The sequence below is a fragment of the Variovorax sp. GW823-FHT02B07 genome, from assembly GCF_058797695.1.
In genome coordinates this window covers 279,888-296,392 of sequence record NZ_JBXAJX010000003.1, presented here as the reverse complement: position 1 = coordinate 296,392, position 16,505 = coordinate 279,888, and the positions used below count along the sequence as shown (strand labels likewise).

The 16,505-nt window shown below is 68.6% G+C and carries 18 protein-coding genes and 1 pseudogene; 9 read left to right on the top strand and 10 right to left on the bottom strand.

The features are described from left to right. The first annotated feature begins 70 nt into the window (after positions 1 to 70). Entirely contained in the window at positions 71 to 1,255 is a 1,185-nt protein-coding gene (locus tag AC1RGU_RS19155; RefSeq protein ID WP_492697390.1) for a DesA family fatty acid desaturase, read from the top strand. 21 nt (positions 1,256 to 1,276) lie between these two features. Here AC1RGU_RS19155 and AC1RGU_RS19150 read toward each other — a convergent pair whose 3' ends face one another. Next, positions 1,277 to 1,801: an OsmC family protein gene (locus AC1RGU_RS19150; protein ID WP_492697389.1), complete on the bottom strand. Its 525-nt coding sequence runs from the start codon at positions 1,799 to 1,801 to the stop codon at positions 1,277 to 1,279. Positions 1,802 to 1,920: 119 nt separating this feature from the next. Further along, a complete protein-coding gene (locus tag AC1RGU_RS19145) occupies positions 1,921 to 2,433 on the bottom strand; it encodes a universal stress protein (protein WP_070062102.1) in 513 nt (170 codons plus the stop codon). A gap of 148 nt (positions 2,434 to 2,581) precedes the next feature. On the opposite strand from AC1RGU_RS19145, the gene AC1RGU_RS19140 reads away from it, so the two are divergent. The 4 genes and pseudogenes from AC1RGU_RS19140 to AC1RGU_RS19125 all read left to right on the top strand — a co-directional run bounded on the left by AC1RGU_RS19140 (position 2,582) and on the right by AC1RGU_RS19125 (position 4,791). Then, positions 2,582 to 3,169: a hemerythrin domain-containing protein gene (locus AC1RGU_RS19140; protein WP_159273080.1), complete on the top strand. Its 588-nt coding sequence runs from the start codon at positions 2,582 to 2,584 to the stop codon at positions 3,167 to 3,169. A gap of 65 nt (positions 3,170 to 3,234) precedes the next feature. Continuing rightward, positions 3,235 to 3,801, top strand: a pseudogene (locus tag AC1RGU_RS19135) (HD domain-containing protein); the annotation flags it as partial. Positions 3,802 to 3,825: 24 nt separating this feature from the next. After that, the gene (locus tag AC1RGU_RS19130) at positions 3,826 to 4,320 is read left to right on the top strand and encodes a GNAT family N-acetyltransferase (RefSeq protein WP_492697736.1); all 495 of its coding nucleotides are present in this window, start codon (positions 3,826 to 3,828) and stop codon (positions 4,318 to 4,320) included. A gap of 42 nt (positions 4,321 to 4,362) precedes the next feature. After that, positions 4,363 to 4,791 (top strand): hypothetical protein, encoded by a 429-nt coding sequence (locus AC1RGU_RS19125; protein ID WP_070062104.1) that lies wholly within the window; start codon positions 4,363 to 4,365, stop codon positions 4,789 to 4,791. A 39-nt stretch (positions 4,792 to 4,830) separates the two neighbouring features. Here the strand turns inward: AC1RGU_RS19125 and AC1RGU_RS19120 are convergent, their stop codons facing one another. From AC1RGU_RS19120 to AC1RGU_RS19105, 4 genes are all read right to left on the bottom strand, one after another. Then, a complete protein-coding gene (locus AC1RGU_RS19120; protein WP_062479963.1) occupies positions 4,831 to 5,277 on the bottom strand; it encodes a universal stress protein in 447 nt (148 codons plus the stop codon). A gap of 103 nt (positions 5,278 to 5,380) precedes the next feature. Further along, complete coding sequence (locus AC1RGU_RS19115; protein WP_307694935.1) at positions 5,381 to 5,926, bottom strand: Rrf2 family transcriptional regulator; 546 nt, start codon at positions 5,924 to 5,926, stop codon at positions 5,381 to 5,383. A gap of 35 nt (positions 5,927 to 5,961) precedes the next feature. Beyond that, positions 5,962 to 6,660, bottom strand: coding sequence for a Bax inhibitor-1/YccA family protein (locus AC1RGU_RS19110; protein WP_153282342.1), 699 nt, complete (start codon positions 6,658 to 6,660; stop codon positions 5,962 to 5,964). Positions 6,661 to 6,840: 180 nt separating this feature from the next. Then, the gene (locus AC1RGU_RS19105) at positions 6,841 to 7,176 is read right to left on the bottom strand and encodes a hypothetical protein (RefSeq protein WP_062479977.1); all 336 of its coding nucleotides are present in this window, start codon (positions 7,174 to 7,176) and stop codon (positions 6,841 to 6,843) included. Between the two features lie 244 nt (positions 7,177 to 7,420). Between AC1RGU_RS19105 and ycaC the strand changes: the two genes are divergently transcribed. The 4 genes from ycaC (at position 7,421) to AC1RGU_RS19085 (ending at position 10,758) form a co-directional block, all read left to right on the top strand. Then, positions 7,421 to 8,047 carry an isochorismate family cysteine hydrolase YcaC gene (ycaC, locus tag AC1RGU_RS19100; protein WP_492697387.1) on the top strand — a complete coding sequence of 209 codons (627 nt, stop codon included), beginning with the start codon at positions 7,421 to 7,423 and terminating at the stop codon, positions 8,045 to 8,047. A gap of 7 nt (positions 8,048 to 8,054) precedes the next feature. Beyond that, a complete protein-coding gene (locus tag AC1RGU_RS19095; RefSeq protein ID WP_062479955.1) occupies positions 8,055 to 8,744 on the top strand; it encodes an isochorismatase family protein in 690 nt (229 codons plus the stop codon). 102 nt (positions 8,745 to 8,846) lie between these two features. Further along, positions 8,847 to 9,443 carry an NADPH-dependent FMN reductase gene (locus tag AC1RGU_RS19090; protein WP_492684730.1) on the top strand — a complete coding sequence of 199 codons (597 nt, stop codon included), beginning with the start codon at positions 8,847 to 8,849 and terminating at the stop codon, positions 9,441 to 9,443. Positions 9,444 to 9,540: 97 nt separating this feature from the next. Continuing rightward, a complete protein-coding gene (locus tag AC1RGU_RS19085) occupies positions 9,541 to 10,758 on the top strand; it encodes an acyl-CoA dehydrogenase family protein (RefSeq protein ID WP_070062107.1) in 1,218 nt (405 codons plus the stop codon). 25 nt (positions 10,759 to 10,783) lie between these two features. Here the strand turns inward: AC1RGU_RS19085 and AC1RGU_RS19080 are convergent, their stop codons facing one another. The 4 genes from AC1RGU_RS19080 to preA form a co-directional block, all read right to left on the bottom strand. Next, positions 10,784 to 12,040, bottom strand: coding sequence for a Zn-dependent hydrolase (locus AC1RGU_RS19080; RefSeq protein ID WP_492697386.1), 1,257 nt, complete (start codon positions 12,038 to 12,040; stop codon positions 10,784 to 10,786). Positions 12,041 to 12,058: 18 nt separating this feature from the next. Next, positions 12,059 to 13,498 carry a dihydropyrimidinase gene (gene hydA, locus AC1RGU_RS19075; protein WP_492697384.1) on the bottom strand — a complete coding sequence of 480 codons (1,440 nt, stop codon included), beginning with the start codon at positions 13,496 to 13,498 and terminating at the stop codon, positions 12,059 to 12,061. Between the two features lie 26 nt (positions 13,499 to 13,524). After that, complete coding sequence (locus AC1RGU_RS19070) at positions 13,525 to 15,030, bottom strand: NCS1 family nucleobase:cation symporter-1 (RefSeq protein WP_492697382.1); 1,506 nt, start codon at positions 15,028 to 15,030, stop codon at positions 13,525 to 13,527. A 124-nt stretch (positions 15,031 to 15,154) separates the two neighbouring features. Next, a complete protein-coding gene (gene preA / locus AC1RGU_RS19065) occupies positions 15,155 to 16,465 on the bottom strand; it encodes an NAD-dependent dihydropyrimidine dehydrogenase subunit PreA (protein ID WP_062479945.1) in 1,311 nt (436 codons plus the stop codon). Positions 16,466 to 16,505 lie beyond the last annotated feature (40 nt).

The window sequence follows — 16,505 nt, the reverse complement described above, 5'->3', positions numbered from 1 at the left end:
GCAAGGCCCGCGGGCGGGACGCTTCCGAGAATCGCGCCCGTTGTCCACAGGGTCCAGAAGGTACGAACGAATGGCATCTTTTCTTTTCTCGGGCGCGCTCGATCTCCCGTGGTGGGGCGTGCTGCTGGCCGCGCTGGCGCTGACGCACGTCACCATCGCCTCGGTCACCATCTTCCTGCACCGCCACCAGGCGCACCGCGCGCTCGACCTGCATCCCATTGCCAGCCACTGCTTCCGCTTCTGGCTCTGGATGACGACGGGCATGGTCACCAAGCAATGGGCCGCGGTGCACCGCAAGCACCACGCCAAGTGCGACACGCCCGACGACCCGCACAGCCCGCAGGTGGTGGGCCTGAAGCGCGTGCTGTGGGGCGGCGTGCTGCTGTACGTGGCCGAGGCGCGCAACCCCGAGACGCTGAGCCGCTACGGCCACGGCACGCCCGACGACTGGCTCGAGCGGCGCCTGTACACGCGCTACCAGACGCTGGGCATCACCTGCATGGGCCTGATCGACATGGCGCTGTTCGGCGTGCTGCCGGGCGCGCTGGTGCTGCTCGTGCAGATCGCGTGGATTCCGTTCTGGGCCGCCGGCGTGGTCAACGGCATCGGCCACTTCTGGGGCTACCGCAACTGGCCCGCGGCGGACGCGAGCACGAACATCTTCCCCATCGGCCTGCTGATCGGCGGCGAGGAGCTGCACAACAACCACCACGCGTTCCCGACCTCGGCCAAGCTGTCGAACAAGTGGTTCGAGTTCGACATCGGCTGGGTCTACATCCGCGCGCTGCAGGCGCTGGGGCTGGCGAAGGTGAAGCACCTCGCGCCGAAGCCGCGCCTCACGGCGCCGCGCGCCACCGTCGACCTGCTCACGGTGCAGGCGGTGATCCGGCACCACTACGACGTGCTGTCGAACTACTCGCGCTCGCTGAAGCAGGCCTGCACCGAGGAGCTGGCGCGGGTGCATGCGCTCGCGCCCAACAAGGCCCGCGCGCTGCGCGCCGCGCGGCCCTGGCTCGGCAAGGAAGAAAAAGCGCTCGACGCCACGCGCCATGCGCAGCTCACGCAAGCGCTGGTGGCTTCGCAGGCGCTGGAAACGATGTACGCCATGCGGCGCGAGCTGACCGCGCTGTGGAGCCGCTCGGGCGCCACCGGCGAACAGCTCGTGAAGCGGCTGCAGGACTGGTGCGAGCGCGCCGAAGCCAGCGGCATCGCGCCGCTGGCGGCCTTTGCGGTGCGACTGCGTTCCTACGCCTGAGGACGGCCTTCGCCGGTGCCGTCAGGCCGGCCCGACCTGCACCGCCACATCGAGCGGCACGGCCCGGCGCAGCGCGCTGCCCACCGGGGAGTGAACCTCGGCCCAGTGCACCAGGTCGCGCAACGCCTGCTCCGGCACGCCCTCCGCGGCGATCCGCACCGCGACGTGCATGCGGCTGGGGCCGGCGGGCACGGAGGCCGGATCGCCGAGCAGGCCGCGGCTGTCCGACTGGCTGCCGACGACCACTTCGAGCGTCGTCAACGCGATGCCGAGCTGCGCCGCCCGCATGGCGATCACGGTCGTTTCGCAACTGGCCAGGGCGGCGCGCATGAACCAGCCGGGGGATGGCGCTTCAGCGTGGCCTCCGATGGCCTTGGGCATGTCGGTCACGATGGATTCCCCCGTGGGCCCGGTCACGCGAAAGTGCAGGCCCGACACCAGCGTGGCCGTGGCCGGCTTGTCCTGGGTCAGGGCGTCCTGCGGATGCGTCGCGAAGTGGCTCGCGAGGGTGTCCATGGACTGCCGGATGTGCTGGGGTGAGCTCATGACGCTGCTCCTTGAAACGGGGAACGGGCGGGCGGCTCTTGCGCGAAAGAAGCCGCGAGCGGAGCAGGCCATTCTGGGCGCGGTGCCGGGCCCCGTCAAACCGGCGGCGGGCGGCCGGCCTACTGGTTCGCGACCAGCCCGTCCGGCAGGCTGAAGCGCTCGGACTCCACCTTCGCCGCGGCTTCGGGCGCGCGGATCAGCAGCACCGGCACGGGCGCCACCCGCAGGATGTGTTCCGCGCTGCTGCCCATGGCCCAGCGGCTCAGGCCGCGCCGCCCGTGCGTGCCGAGCACGATCAGGTCGGCCTTCGAATCGACGGCTTCGGTCACCACCTGGTCGTGGACCGCGCCGGCCTTGAAGCCGTCGCGCAGCACGACCTCGGCCTCGACGCCCGCTTCCTGCGCCTGGGCGCGGGCCTTCTCGAGCAGCGTCACGGCGTTGGCGCGCAGCGCCCCGAGCCAGTCGCCCGAATGGCCGACGTAGACGTCCATGCCGAGCGCGAACGAGAGCTCATCGAGGATGTGGACGATGCGCAGGCGGCCACCGGTGAGCCGGGCCAGGCGGATGGCTTCGGCCAGGCCTTCGGCGGAGGTGGAACTGCCGTCGACGGGAACCAGGATGCGTTGGTACATGGTGTGGAACCTCCAGGGTGCGTTGATGAGAAAGAGGAGATGCCATGCCAGTCTGTGCCTGGCTGCGTGCACGGGCCTTGATCTGGAACAAGCCTGGGCCGCGTCGGACTTGCGACCCTTGGGGCCTTCGAAAGAAGGAGACCCCGCCATGACACATGCCGCCGTCCGGATCATTCGCCAGGAGCACGCCGCACTGGCGGCCATGCTGCGTTCCATCGTGATGCTGCTCGACCAGCACCGCCGCAAGGGCACGATGCCCGACTTCGCGACGCTGCGCGCGATGCTGTTCTACGTGGACGAGTTTCCCGAGAAGCGCCACCACCCGAAGGAGACCGAGCTGCTCTTTCCCCGGCTGCGCGCGTGCACGCCGATCTCGCGCGACCTGATGGACAAGCTGGACAACGACCATGCCTGGGGCGAGCGCAAGATCCGCCATGTCGAGCACGCGCTGCTCGCCTTCGAGATGCTCGGCGAGCCGCGCCGCCTGGCCTTCGAGCAGGCGATGAACGAGTACGTGAGCTTCTACCTGGAGCACATGGCGCACGAGGAACGCGAGATCCTGCCGCTGGCCGAGCGCGTGCTCAGCGCCGACGACTGGCGCGAGCTCGACGCGGCCTTCGGCGAGAACCGCGACCTGTTCTCCAACCATCCCGCGCCCGACGAGGTGTATGCGTCGCTCTTCACGCGCATCGTCAACGCGGTGCCCGCGCCGATCGGGCTGGGGCCGGCGCTGTAACGACGGCCTGTGTCCGGATCGCTTAGGCTCGGCCTGAACTCATTCAGGACCAACGAGACGGCGAGATGGACATCGATCAGATCAGGGGAAGGCTGGACTTCCTTCGCGAGGCCGAGCGCCTCAAGAGCGTGCTGCGCAGCGCGCACACGGCCTCGGGCCGCACCGAGAGCACGGCCGAGCACAGCTGGCGCCTGTGCCTCATGGCCATGGCCTTCGAGGACGAGCTGGCCGACCTGGACCTGCTCAAGGTGCTGAAGATGTGCGTGGTGCACGACCTGGGCGAGGCGATCCATGGCGACATCCCCGCCATCGAACAGGGCGCGCATCCCGACAAGAGCGCGCAGGAGCGCGAAGACCTGCAGGTGCTCACGCGCACGCTCGACGCGCCGCTGCGCGCCGGCATCCTGGCGCTGTGGGACGAGTACGAGAAAGCCGAGACGCCCGAAGCGCAGGCGGTGAAGGCGCTCGACAAGCTCGAGACCCTGCTGCAGCACAACCAGGGCGCGAACCCGCCGGACTTCGACTACGAATTCAACCTCGGCTACGGCCAGAAGCACACCGGCAGCCGGCCGCTGTTTCGCGCCATGCGGGCGCTGGTGGATGCCGACACGCAGAAGAAGGTGGAGGCCGCGCGGCGGGCGCAGGCGGGGCCGACGGTGCGCCCTGAGCAACCGGGCGACGAGGCCGCGATCCGGCAACTGACGGTGGCGGCGTTTGCCGAGGCACCGCATGCCGACGGCACCGAACACCTCATCGTCGACGCTTTGCGCGCGGCCGGCCAGCTCACGCTGTCGCTCGTGGTCGAAGACGGCGGCGAGATCGTCGGCCATGTCGCGCTGTCGCCTGTGGCAATTTCCGACGGCACGGCCGGCTGGCATGGCCTGGGGCCGATCTCGGTGGCGCCCGCGCGCCAGGGGCAGGGCATCGGCCGGCTGATGATGGACGCGGCGCTGGCGGGCCTGCGCGACGCTGGCGCGCAGGGCTGCGTGCTGCTGGGCGACCCGGCCTTCTATGGCCGCTTCGGCTTCGTCGTGCGGCCCGGGCTGGTGTTGCCGGGCGTTCCGCCGGAATACTTTCAGGCCGTGTCGTTCCACGGCGCGTGGCCGGTTGGCGACGTGCGGTACCACGCAGCGTTCGGCGTCGGTGCCTGACGCACGGACCGGGGGCGCAAGGCGTTCATAATCGCCCCCGTCATGCCTGCCCGCCACCTGCCTTCGGACACTGCCCATGCGCCGCGCGTGAAGCGCGCGCAGACCTCGGTGTCCGCGCGTTCCGCGACCCCCGAACCACCCCGCCGCCGCATCCATGACGGTGGTGCGTCCCGCAGCCTTGCGGGCTTCACCGCGATGGAGAGCAGCCCCCCGGCCCGCGCGCCGTCGGCGGCGCGACCGCGCAACTGGCGCACGACCCTGCTGGGTGTGGCGCTCGGGCTGGTGATCGCGATGCTGTTGCTCATGAAGTGGCTGCTCGACTACCAGGTCGATGCCGCGCAGGCGCGCCACGCGCAGGAAGCCCAGGCGCGCACGCAGGCCGCGCGCTGCTTCGGCCGCGATGCCGGGCCGTCGTGCCCGCCGGCCGGTCGCACGGTCGTCGAGACCGTCGAGTCGGCCGCCACACGATAACCCCCGCGCACCGCGCGCGCGGTGCCTTATTCGTTCAGTTCAGCGCAGCACCAGCACCGGAATGTGCGAATGCGTCAGCACGTGCAGCGTCTCGCTGCCCAGCAGCAGCCGGGCCAGGCTGCGGCGCCCGTGCGAGGCCATCACGATCAGGTCGCAGTCCTGGTTCTTGGCAGCGTGGATGATGGCTTCGGCCACCTGGTTCGACTTCATGACCACCGCGTCGGCGCGGCGCACGCCCTTGGCCAGGGCGGTGTCGCGCACCGCATCGGCCACGCGCTGGGCCGCCTGCTCGACGTGTTTCTGGTTGGCCTCGAAATCCGTCTGGTTCAGCAGCATCGAGCCTTCGAAGTAGCCATAGGGCTGAATGTGCGCGACGTTGACGCTCACCAGCTCGGCGCCGGTCAGCAACGCGAGATCGATGGCCGCGGCCACCGCCTTGTCCGACAGCGAAGAGCCGTCGGTTGCGACGAGAACACGCTTGTACATGGCAGGCTCCTTGGCCCCCGGCACCGCGGGTGCCCTCACTGCCAAGTCTAGGTCGCGGGGCCCGGTCTTTCAAGGCGCGGCGCAGCGGCCGCGCCGATCGCCGTCAGCTGCTCGTGCTGTGGCGCCGGCCCAGGGCGAACACCGAGTTCGGCGCGTCGACCACGAAGGGCTTGCGCACCGGCGAGCCGACCACGGCCGTGGTGCGGCGCGCGGCCGCGCTGGTGGCGGGTTGCACGCCCTTGGCCTTCTGTTCGTCGACCAGGCTCTGCAGCGAGATCGAGCGCAGGAACTCGACGGCGCGCAGGTTCACGGAGGCCCACAGGTCGTCGATCTCGCAGCGGCCGGGTTCGTCGGCCGAGCCGGCGGCGCGCGGGCGGATCTTGCTGGCGCCCAGGTCTTCGATGGTGAGCACGATGTCGGCCACCGTGATCTCCGTGGCCTTGCGGCTGAGCGAGTAGCCGCCGCCGGGGCCACGGGTGGATTCGACCAGCCCGTTGCGGCGCAGCTTGGCGAACAGCAGTTCCAGGTACGACAGCGAGACCTGCTGGCGCAGGCTGATCGAGGCCAGCGTGACGGGGCCCGAGCGGCCGTGCAGGGCGATGTCGATCATCGCGGTGACCGCGAAGCGGCCCTTGGTGGTGAGGCGCATGGTGTTTCCTTCCTTGCTTGTCGTTCTGTGTGCGCTTACTCGTCGCGGCCGCCGGCGATGCCCAGCAGGGCCAGCAGCGACTGGAACACGTTGTAGAGGCTCAGGTACACGCCCAGCGTGGCCGAGATGTAGTTGGTCTCGAGGCCGTCCTTCACGCGCTTCAGGTCGTGCAGGATGAAGGCCGAGAAGATGCCGATGGCGGCGACCGACAGCGTCATCATCAGCGCGCTCGACTGGATGAAGACGTTGGCGATGCCCACCACGAGCAGGCCGATGGCGCCCACGAAGAGCCACTTGCCCATGGCCGAGATGTCGCGCTTGATGACCGTCGAGAGCATGGCCATGCCCAGGAAGATGCCGCCGGTGCCGGCGAAGGCGGTCATGACCAGGCTGGCGCCGTTGGCCAGGCCGAGCACGCTGCCGACCAGGCGCGACAGCATCAGGCCCATGAAGAAGGTGAAGGCCAGCAGCACGGGCACGCCGGCGGCGGAGTTCTTGGTCTTCTCGATGGCGTACATGAAGCCGAAGGCGCCGCCGAGGAACACCATGATGCCGATGCCCGGCGACATGGCGCGCGTGAGGCCGGTGGCCACGCCGAGCCAGGCGCCCAGCACGGTGGGCACCATCGACAGCGCGAGCAGCCAGTAGGTGTTGCGCAGAACGCGGTTGCGTTCCTGGACCGAGGCCAACGGTGCGCCGAAGCTGGAGGGGTAGGCCGATTGGCTGGAGTTCATCGAAAAATCCTGAAAAAAGAGAGAGGGCCGGACGGGTCGCATGACACGTGCGGCGGGGCCGTCGAACGGCTGAAAAGAAGGGGCAGGGGCGTCGCGCTAAACAGGCGACGGGCCGGATCGGATGAGCGCAAACGCCCGGACTGCAACAGTCCTCAGGCGTTCGCTCGCCGCCGCGCGGCCTCAGGCGGCGAGGAGGGCGTGGGGCCGGGGTGGCCGCTTGGGCCGGTCGAGCAGCGGCGAGAGCACCGAGGTGGAGCCCAGCCGCGGCGGTTGCGCGGACAGCACCAGCAGGTTGCGCGCGTGGGGACGCGCATCGACCAGTTCGGCGTGCTCGGAGCCCGCTTCGTCCATGGCGGACGGGTCTTCGGACGATGTCTTGCCGATGTCCTTGTCGCCGCCATCGGCCAGCGAGGCGGCGAGCGTCGCGACGGTCTGGCGTTCGCCGGACGACGAGGTCACATGGTGGCCGCCGACCAGCCCGTGCGCGAGCACGGCGAAGCCGTAGCAGGACAGCATGAAAGCGAGGACGGTAGCGGCAAACCAGCGGGACATGTAGGGGTATTTTACCCGCCGCCACGGATCGGCTCCGGCGGGCGCGAATTCATCCGACCTGCGCGCACGGGTGTTGCCATCGTCCATCGGGTGGAACGCTGCAGGCAAATTTCGCCGACTACCGGACTTTCGGGTGCGCTTTTACGCTGACGGACATGCATCGGGGGCCATTTTTCCCCGGCATTCAACCTCGCAAAGGAAGCCTCTCATGTCCAAGCCTTACACCCGTCTCGACAAGAACGATGTCGCCGTGCTGCTGGTCGACCACCAGACCGGCCTGCTCTCGCTGGTGCGCGACATCGACCCCGACAAGTTCAAGAACAACGTGCTGGCCCTGGCCGACATCGCCAGCTATTTCAAGCTGCCCACGGTGCTGACCACCAGCTTCGAGAACGGCCCCAACGGCCCGCTGGTGCCCGAGCTGAAGGCCCAGTTCCCCGACGCGCCCTACATCCCGCGCCCCGGCCAGATCAACGCCTGGGACAACGAGGACTTCGTCAAGGCCGTGAAGGCCACGGGCAAGAAGCAGCTTTTGATCGCCGGCGTCGTCACCGAGGTCTGCGTGGCCTTCCCGGCGCTGTCGGCGCTGGCCGAGGGCTTCGAGGTGTTCGTGGTCACCGATGCGTCGGGCACCTTCAACGACGTGACGCGCCAGGCCGCGTGGGACCGCATGTCGGCCGCCGGCGCGCAGCTGATGTCCTGGTTCGGCGTGGCCTGCGAGCTGCACCGCGACTGGCGCAACGACATCGAGGGCCTGGGGACGCTGTTCTCCAACCACATCCCCGACTACCGCAACCTCATCACCAGCTACACGCAGCTGACCCAGGGAAAGTGAGCACCCCATGACCACACCGAACACCGTCGCCAACTTCAACGGCGCCAAGCCCGTCATCGACCCCGACGACGCCGTGATGCTGCTCATCGACCACCAGAGCGGGCTGTTCCAGACCGTGAAGGACATGCCGATGACCGAGCTGCGCTCCAACGTCACCACGCTGGCCAAGGTCGCGACGTTGGCGAAGATCCCGGTCATCACCACCGCCTCGGTGCCGCAGGGTCCCAACGGGCCGCTGATTCCGGAAGTGCACAAGTACGCGCCGCATGCGCAGTACGTGGCGCGCAAGGGCGAGATCAACGCCTGGGACAACCCCGAGTTCGTGGCGGCAGTGAAGGCCACCGGGCGCGGCACGCTGATCATCGCCGGCACCATCACCAGCGTGTGCATGGCCTTCCCGAGCATCGCGGCGGTGCACGAGGGCTACCGCGTGTTCGCGGTGATCGACGCCTCGGGCACCTACTCGAAGATGGCGCAGGAGATCACGCTGGCGCGCGTGGTGCAGGCCGGCGTGGTGCCGATCGACACCGCGGGCGTGTGCTCCGAAGTGCAGAAGACCTGGCACCGCGACGACGCCGCGCAATGGGCCGAGGCCTACAGCGCCGTGTTCCCGCCCTACCAGCTGCTCATCGAGAGCTACATGAAGGCGCAGGAGGTCGTGACGAACAGCGAGCAGCTGGATTCGCAGCGCGCTTGATCCACCTGAACGCATCTCCGATGCGACACTGACGAACGCCGCGCCGCACGCGAAACCTGCGGCGCGGCTTTCCTCATTTCAACGCACGGCAAGGAGCCCCGCATGGACAGTCCCCGCATCCTGATCATTCCCGGCAGCGCCCGCGACGGCTCGCTCAACCGCCGGCTGGCGGCCGTGGCCGCGGCCACCGCGCGCGCGGCGGGCCTGCAGGTGACGGAGATGGACCTGCGCGCGCTGGCGCTGCCCGTGTACGACGGCGACCTCGAGGCCGCCTCGGGCGTGCCGGCCGGCGCGCACGAACTGCGCAGCGCCATCGCGGCGAGCGACGGCGTGCTGATCGTCACGCCCGAGTACAACGGCTTTCCCACGCCGCTGGTCATCAACGCCTTCAGCTGGCTCTCGCGCATTCCGCCTGGCGAGGGTCATGCGGGCGGGCTGGCCGCCACGGCCAACAAGCCGGCCGCGCTGCTGTCGGCCTCGCCCGGCCCGCTGGGCGCGCTGCGCTCGATGAACTTCCTGCGCCAGTACCTGCAGATGGCCTTCGCCATGCTGGTGGCGCCGCAGCAGTTCGCGCTCGGGCGCGCGAACGAGGCCTTCGATGCCGACGGCGCGCTGAAGGACGCGCGCGCTGCGCAGTCGGTGCAGAAGGTGGTGGCGGCGCTGGCCGCACTGGCGACCGCGTTGCCCACGCCACGTTGACCTGCCCAGGGCGGCGTTCGTGCTGTCGCGCGAACGACCGTCCCGATCCGCATCGCGACGTATCTTCGACCGCACATTGGAAGAAGGACGAGACGACATGCAATTCGAATTCACGCCCCGGGTGCTCGCGCTGCGCGCCGAGCTGCTCAAGTTCATGGACGAGCACGTCTACCCGAACGAGAAGCGCCGCGAGGAAGAGCTGGCCGCCAACGCCCGCGCCGGCCGGCCCTACGCCGAGCTGCCGATGATGGCCGGCCTCAAGGCCAAGGCGCGCGAGCGCGGCCTGTGGAACCTGTTCCTGCCCGAGTCGGAACACGGCCCGGGCCTGAGCAACGTCGAGTACGCGCCGCTGTGCGAGATCATGGGCCGGCGCTACTGGTGCGCGGAAATTTTCAACTGCTCCGCGCCCGACACCGGCAACATGGAAGTGCTGGCGCGCTACGGCACGAAGGCGCAGCAGGAACGCTGGCTCACGCCGTTGCTGGCCGGCGAGATCCGCTCGTCGTTTGCCATGACCGAGCCCGAGGTGGCCTCGAGCGACGCCACCAACATCCGCTGCAGCATCCGCCGCGAGGGCGACGAGTACGTCATCAACGGGCGCAAGTGGTACATCACCGGCGCCATGAACGAGCGCTGCGAGATCTTCGTGCTGATGGGCAAGACGGACCCCGACAACGCCGACCGCCACAAGCAGCAGTCGATGGTGCTCGTGCCCAAGAACACGCCCGGCATCACCATCGTGCGCGACATGCAGCTGCTGGGCATGTACGACCCGCCCTTTGGCCATCCCGAGATCGTGTTCGACAACGTGCGCGTGCCGGTCGAGAACATCCTGCTGGGCGAGGGTCGCGGCTTCGAGATTGCACAAGGCCGCCTCGGCCCCGGCCGCATCCACCACTGCATGCGCGCCATCGGCATGGCCGAAGCCGCGCTGGAGATGATGTGCCAGCGCCTGGTATCGCGTGTCGCCTTCCACAAGCCGCTGTCGGAGCAGGGCGTGTGGCGCGAGCGCATTGCCGAGTCGCGCATGCTGATCGAGCAGTCGCGCTGGATGGTGCTGAATGCGGCCTACCGCATGGACACCGTGGGCAACAAGGTCGCCGCGAAGGAAATCGCGATGATCAAGGTGCTCACGCCCAACAACTGCGTGAAGGTGATCGACTGGGCCATGCAGGCCTTCGGCGCGATGGGCCTGAGCCAGGACACGCTGCTCACGCACTTCTACGCCTACGAGCGCCACCTGCGCGTGGCCGACGGACCCGACGAGGTGCACCGCAACGCGATCGCGAAGCAGGAGCTGGCGGCGTACCAGTAACGGCAGCGCCGCAGCCGCGAAGGCGTCAGTCGACGCGCTTCGCGCGCTCCAGCATCGCGTGCAGCAAGACGTTGCAGCCGGCCGTCAGATGGTCGGGCTGCGCGTCCTCGATCTCGTTGTGGCTGATGCCGTCCTTGCAGGGCACGAAGATCATGCCGGCCGGTGCGAGCCGCGCGGCATAGATCGCGTCGTGGCCCGCGCCCGACACCACGTCCATGGTCGAGTAGCCGAGCCGTTCGGTCGCGCGGCGCACCGCCTCCACGCAATCGGGGTGAAACGGGCAGGGTGGAAAGTACGACACACGCTCGATCGTCACGCCCAACCCGGTCTCGCGCCCCGTGCGTTCGACGAAGGCGAGGATCTCGCCGTGCATGCGGTCGAGCAGTTCGCCGCTCACGTTGCGCAGGTCGATCGAGAACTTCACCTCGCCCGGAATCACGTTGCGGCTGTTCGGGTGCACCTGCACCATGCCGACCGTGCCGCGCCCGTAGGGCGGGTAGCGCAGCCCGATGGCCACCACCTCCTGCATGATCCGCGTGGCCACCTGCAGTGCGTCGCGGCGCAGGTGCATCGGCGTGGGGCCCGCATGCGCCTCCATGCCGGTGACGACGCAGTCGTACCACGAGAGGCCGAGCACCGCCGGCACCACGCCGATGACCTTGTCCGCATCTTCCAGCACCGGCCCCTGTTCGATGTGCGCCTCGAAGTAGGCGCCGATGGGGTGGTCGCCCGGCGTCTGGTCGCCGATGTAGCCGATGCGCGCCAGCTCTTCGCGCACCGTCTTGCCCTCGGTGTCTTTCGCGGCGTAGGCGTGCTCCAGGCTGAAGGCGCCGCAGAAGACGCCCGAGCCCATCATCACCGGCACGAAGCGCGAGCCTTCCTCGTTCGTCCAGAACGCGACCTCGATGGGCGCCTCGGTGCGGATGCCCTGGTCGTTCAGCGTGCGCACCACCTCCAGCGCCGACAGCACGCCGTAGTTGCCGTCGAACTTGCCGCCGGTGGGCTGCGTGTCGATGTGGCTGCCCGACACGATGGGCGGCAGCGCGGGGTTGCTGCCTTCGCGGCGCATGAAGACGTTGCCGATCTTGTCGACGGTGATGCTCAGCCCCGCTTCCTTGCCCCACAACACCACGAGGTCGCGGCCCTGCTTGTCGAGGTCGGTCAGCGCCAGCCGCTTGACGCCGCCCTTGGGGGTGGCGCCGATGCGCGCCAGTTCCATCAGCGAGTTCCACAGGCGCTCGCCGTTGATCGTCAGCACCTGCGTGTCCACTGCTGCATTCATGTATGACTCCTTGGGGGTTCAGCGCGCCACGGCCGTGGGCGCGTGCTGCTGCTTGAAACGTTCGAGCGCGGTGAACATCGGCGCGAAGGGCGGGCGCTTGAGGTAGCGGCCGGTGCCTGGCTCGGCGCGCAGGTCGCCGTCGCGCCAGACCCAGCGGCCTGCGCTCACGGTGTGCCTGGGCACGCCGGTCACCTGGCGGCCTTCGAAGATGTTGAAGTCGCTCTTGGAGTGCTGCGTCTTCACCGACAGCGTCTTGGTCGCCTTCGGGTCCCACACCACGATGTCGGCGTCGGCCCCGGGCTGGATCACGCCCTTGCGCGGGTACAGGTTGAACAGCTGTGCTGCGTTGGTGGAGGTGACGCGCACGAACTCAGAGGGCGTGAGCCGGCCGGCGTTGACGCCCGCGTCCCACAGCACGGCCATGCGTTCTTCGACGCCGCCGCAGCCGTTGGGAATCTTCGTGAAGTCGTTGCGGCCGGCCGCCTTCTGCTCGGCGCAGAAGGTGCAGTGGTCGGTGGCCGTGGTGTGCAGGTTGCCGCCCTGCAGGCCGCGCCACAGCATGGCCTGGTTCTCGCGCGAGCGGAAGGGCGGGCTCATCACGTGGGCGGCAGCGCGCGCAAAGTCGGGGTCGCGGTAGGCGCTCTCGTCGACCACGAGGTGGCCAGCCAGCACTTCGCCGTACACGCGCTGGCCGCGCGCGCGGGCGCGGGTGATGGCGTCGAGCGCTTCGCCGCACGACACGTGCACCACGTAGATCGGCACGCCCAGCACCTCGGCGATGGCAATGGCGCGGTTGGCGGCCTCGGCCTCGACCATCGGCGGGCGTGACAGCGGATGCCCCTCGGGGCCGCGAATGCCCTGTGCCAGCAACTGCTGCTGAAGCATCGCGACCAGCTCGCCGTTCTCCGCATGCACCGTGGGCATGGCGCCGAGTTCCAGCGAGCGCTGGAAGCTCTTCACCAGGATCTCGTCGTCGGCCATGATCGCGTTCTTGTAGGCCATGAAGTGCTTGAAGCTGTTCACGCCGTGCTCTTGCACCAGCGTGCCCATGTCCTTGTGCACGCTGTCGTTCCACCAGGTCACGGCCACATGAAAGCTGTAGTCGCCGGCGGATTTCTCGGCCCAGCCGCGCCACATGCGAAACGCGTCCATCAGCGACTGCTGCGGGTCGGGAATCACGAAGTCGATGATGCTGGTGGTGCCTCCGGCCAGACCGGCCGCCGTGCCGCTGAAGAAGTCGTCGGCCGCGACCGTCCCCATGAAGGGCAGCTGCATGTGGGTGTGCGGGTCGATGCCGCCGGGCATCACGTAGGCGCCGCCGGCATCGACGACTTCGGCGCCCGCCGGCACCTGCAGGTCGGTGCCGACCTGGAGGATCTTGTCCCCCTGGCAGAGCACGTCGGCACGGTGCTCGGCATCGGCGTTGACCACCGTGCCACCGCGAATGAGAACGGTCATGGCGTGGGTTCCTTTTCTTTCTTGCTTCAGCTGGGGTTCTTGAGGGGTGGGGCCAGGCCCTGAAGCTGCGGCGCGCGCGCCTTCATCAGCCCCATGTAGACCACGGCCGACAGCACCACGCCGACGAACCAGGCGTAGGTGTAGATCGTCTTGAAGAACTCGGGCATCGACGGCACGGCCGACGGAAAGGCCGCGTTCAGAAAGCCCGGGATGTTGGGCAGCACGCCGACCACGAAGGCGATGACGGCCGCCATGTTCCAGCCATTGCCGTAGCTGTACGCGCCGTTCTCGCGGTAGAGCGCATCGACGTCCAGCTCCTTGCGGCGGATGAGGTAGTAGTCGGCGATCAGGATGCCCGCCACCGGCCCCAGCAGCGCCGAGTAGCCGATGAGCCAGGTGAAGATGTAGCCCTGCGTGGTCTCCAGCACCTTCCACGGCATCATCACGATGGCGATGCCGGCCGTGATGTAGCCGCCCGTGCGGTACGAGATCTTCTTCGGGTTCAGCGCCGAGAAGTCGTAGGCCGGGCCCACGAGGTTGGCCGCCAGGTTCACGCTCACCGTGTCGATCAGCAGGATGATGAGCGCGAGCAGCACCGCGGCGCCGGTCATGCGGCTGGCCAGGTCCACCGGGTCCCACAGCGCCTTGCCGTAGATGACCACGGTGGCCGAGGTGACCATCACGGCCATCATCGCGAGCAAGCCCATGGGCGCGGGCAGGCCGATGACCTGGCCCACCACCTGGTCGCGCTGCGAACGCGAGAAGCGCGTGAAGTCGGGAATGTTCAATGCCAGCGTGGCCCAGAAGCCCACCATGGCCGTGAGCGACGGCCAGAACACGGCCCAGAACATGCCGGCCTTCTTGCCGCCGGCCTCGAACTGCGAAGGCTGGTCGAAGATCGGGCCCAGGCCGCCCGCGCGCTGCACGGCCCAGTAGAGCAGGGCGATGCACACGATGATCTTCAGCGGCGCGGTGTAGGTTTCGAGACGGCGGATCGACTCGATGCCGTGCACCACGAAGTACAGCTGTATGGCCCAGAAGATCAGGAAGCACACCAGCTGCGCGCCATTGATGCCGAGCATCGGCAGCTTGTCGCCGCCCAGCGGCTGGCCCATGAGCACGCCGACCAGCGTGTAGATCATCTGGCCGCCGAACCAGGTCTGGATGCCGTACCAGCCGCAGGCCACGATGGCGCGCAGCAAGGCGGGGAGCCGCGCCCCGCGCGTGCCGAACGAGGCGCGCGCCATCACCGCATACGGAATGCCGTACTTCGCGCCCGCGTGGCCGATGAGCAGCATCGGCACCAGCACGATGGCGTTGCCGAGGAACACGGTCAGCACCGCCTGCCCCCACGACATGCCGCCTTCGATGAGGCTGGCCGCCAGCATGTAGGCGGGGATGCACATCACCATGCCCACCCAGAGCGCGGCGAAGTGGTACCAGCGCCACGTTCGCTGCGCCAGCGTGGTGGGCGCCAGGTCCTCGTTCCAGAGGTTTGCGGCGGGTGCGCCGCCGTGCTGTGGGGTCGTCATGTGGGTTTTCTCCTGCACGTGTGTCGTGCTTCTGGCCGTGTGGTCGTTCCCCTCCCGCCGCCGCCCGGTCTGCGCCGGGCTTGGTCATTCACTTGCTCACTCACTCGCTTGTTCGATATCCCGTTCAGGCGGGGCTGCCGGTGCGCATCGGGTTGTTGGGGTGCGTGGTCCAGTTGGCGTAGTGGCCGACCACCGGGTGGCCGGTGCGCGCATCCGTCTCGCCGGCCTTCAGCGTGCGCATCGACAGCGCGCCGGGCACCGGACAGATCGACACGCACAGGTTGCAGCCGACGCACTCTTCTTCCTTCACCTCGAAGAAGCGCATGCCGTCTTTCGTGGCGCTGATGGCCTGGTGCGAGGTGTCTTCGCACACCACGTGGCAGCGGCCGCACTGGATGCACAGGTCCTGGTGGATCACCGCCTTGTCGACGTGGTTCAGGTTGAGCTGCTGCCAGTCGGTGATGCTGCCGACCGCACGGCCGCGCAGTTGTTCCAGGTTGGCGTAGCCCTTCTGGTCCATGAAGTTGGAGAGGCCGTCGCACAGGTCCTGCACGATCTTGAAGCCGTAGACCATGGCGGCAGTGCACACCTGCACCGAGCCGCTGCCCAGCGCGATGAACTCGGCCGCATCGCGCCAGGTCGAGACGCCGCCGATGCCCGAGATCGGCAGGCCCGCGGTCTGCGGGTCGCGCGCGATCTCGGCCACCATGTGCAGCGCGATGGGCTTGGCGCCGGGGCCGCAGTAGCCGCCGTGCGAGCCCTTGCCGTCGGTGTGCGGAAACATCGCCATCGCGTCCAGGTCCACGCCCATGATCGAGTTGATGGTGTTGATGAGGCTCACCGCGTCGGCGCCGCCTTTCTTCGCGGCGCGCGCGGCGGGCCGGATGTCCGCCACGTTGGGCGTGAGCTTCACGATCACCGGCAGCTTCGAGTAGTGCTTGCACCATTCGGCCACCATCTGGATGTACTCGGGCACCTGGCCCACGGCCGCGCCCATGCCGCGTTCGCTCATGCCGTGCGGGCAGCCGAAGTTCAGCTCGATGCCGTCGCAGCCGGTGTCCTCGACCATGGGCAGGATGTTCTTCCAGGCCTCTTCGGTGCAGGGCACCATGATCGAGGCCACCAGCGCGCGGTCGGGCCAGTTGCGCTTGACACGCGTCATCTCTTCCAGGTTGGTGCGCAGCGGGCGGTCGGAAATCAGCTCGATGTTGTTGAAGCCCGTCACGCGGCGGTCGGCCGCATACGACACGGCATAGCGCGGGCCGTGCACGTTGACCACGTTCGGGTCTTCGCCCACGGTCTTCCAGACCACGCCGCCCCAGCCGGCCTCGAAGGCGCGGACCACGTTGATCTCCTTGTCGGTCGGCGGCGCCGAGGCCAGCCAGAAGGGGTTGGGGCTGCGGATGCCCACGAAGTCGATGCTCAGGTCTGCCATGTGAATTGCTCCTGTCGCGCCGCGGCGCGCACGGATGAAT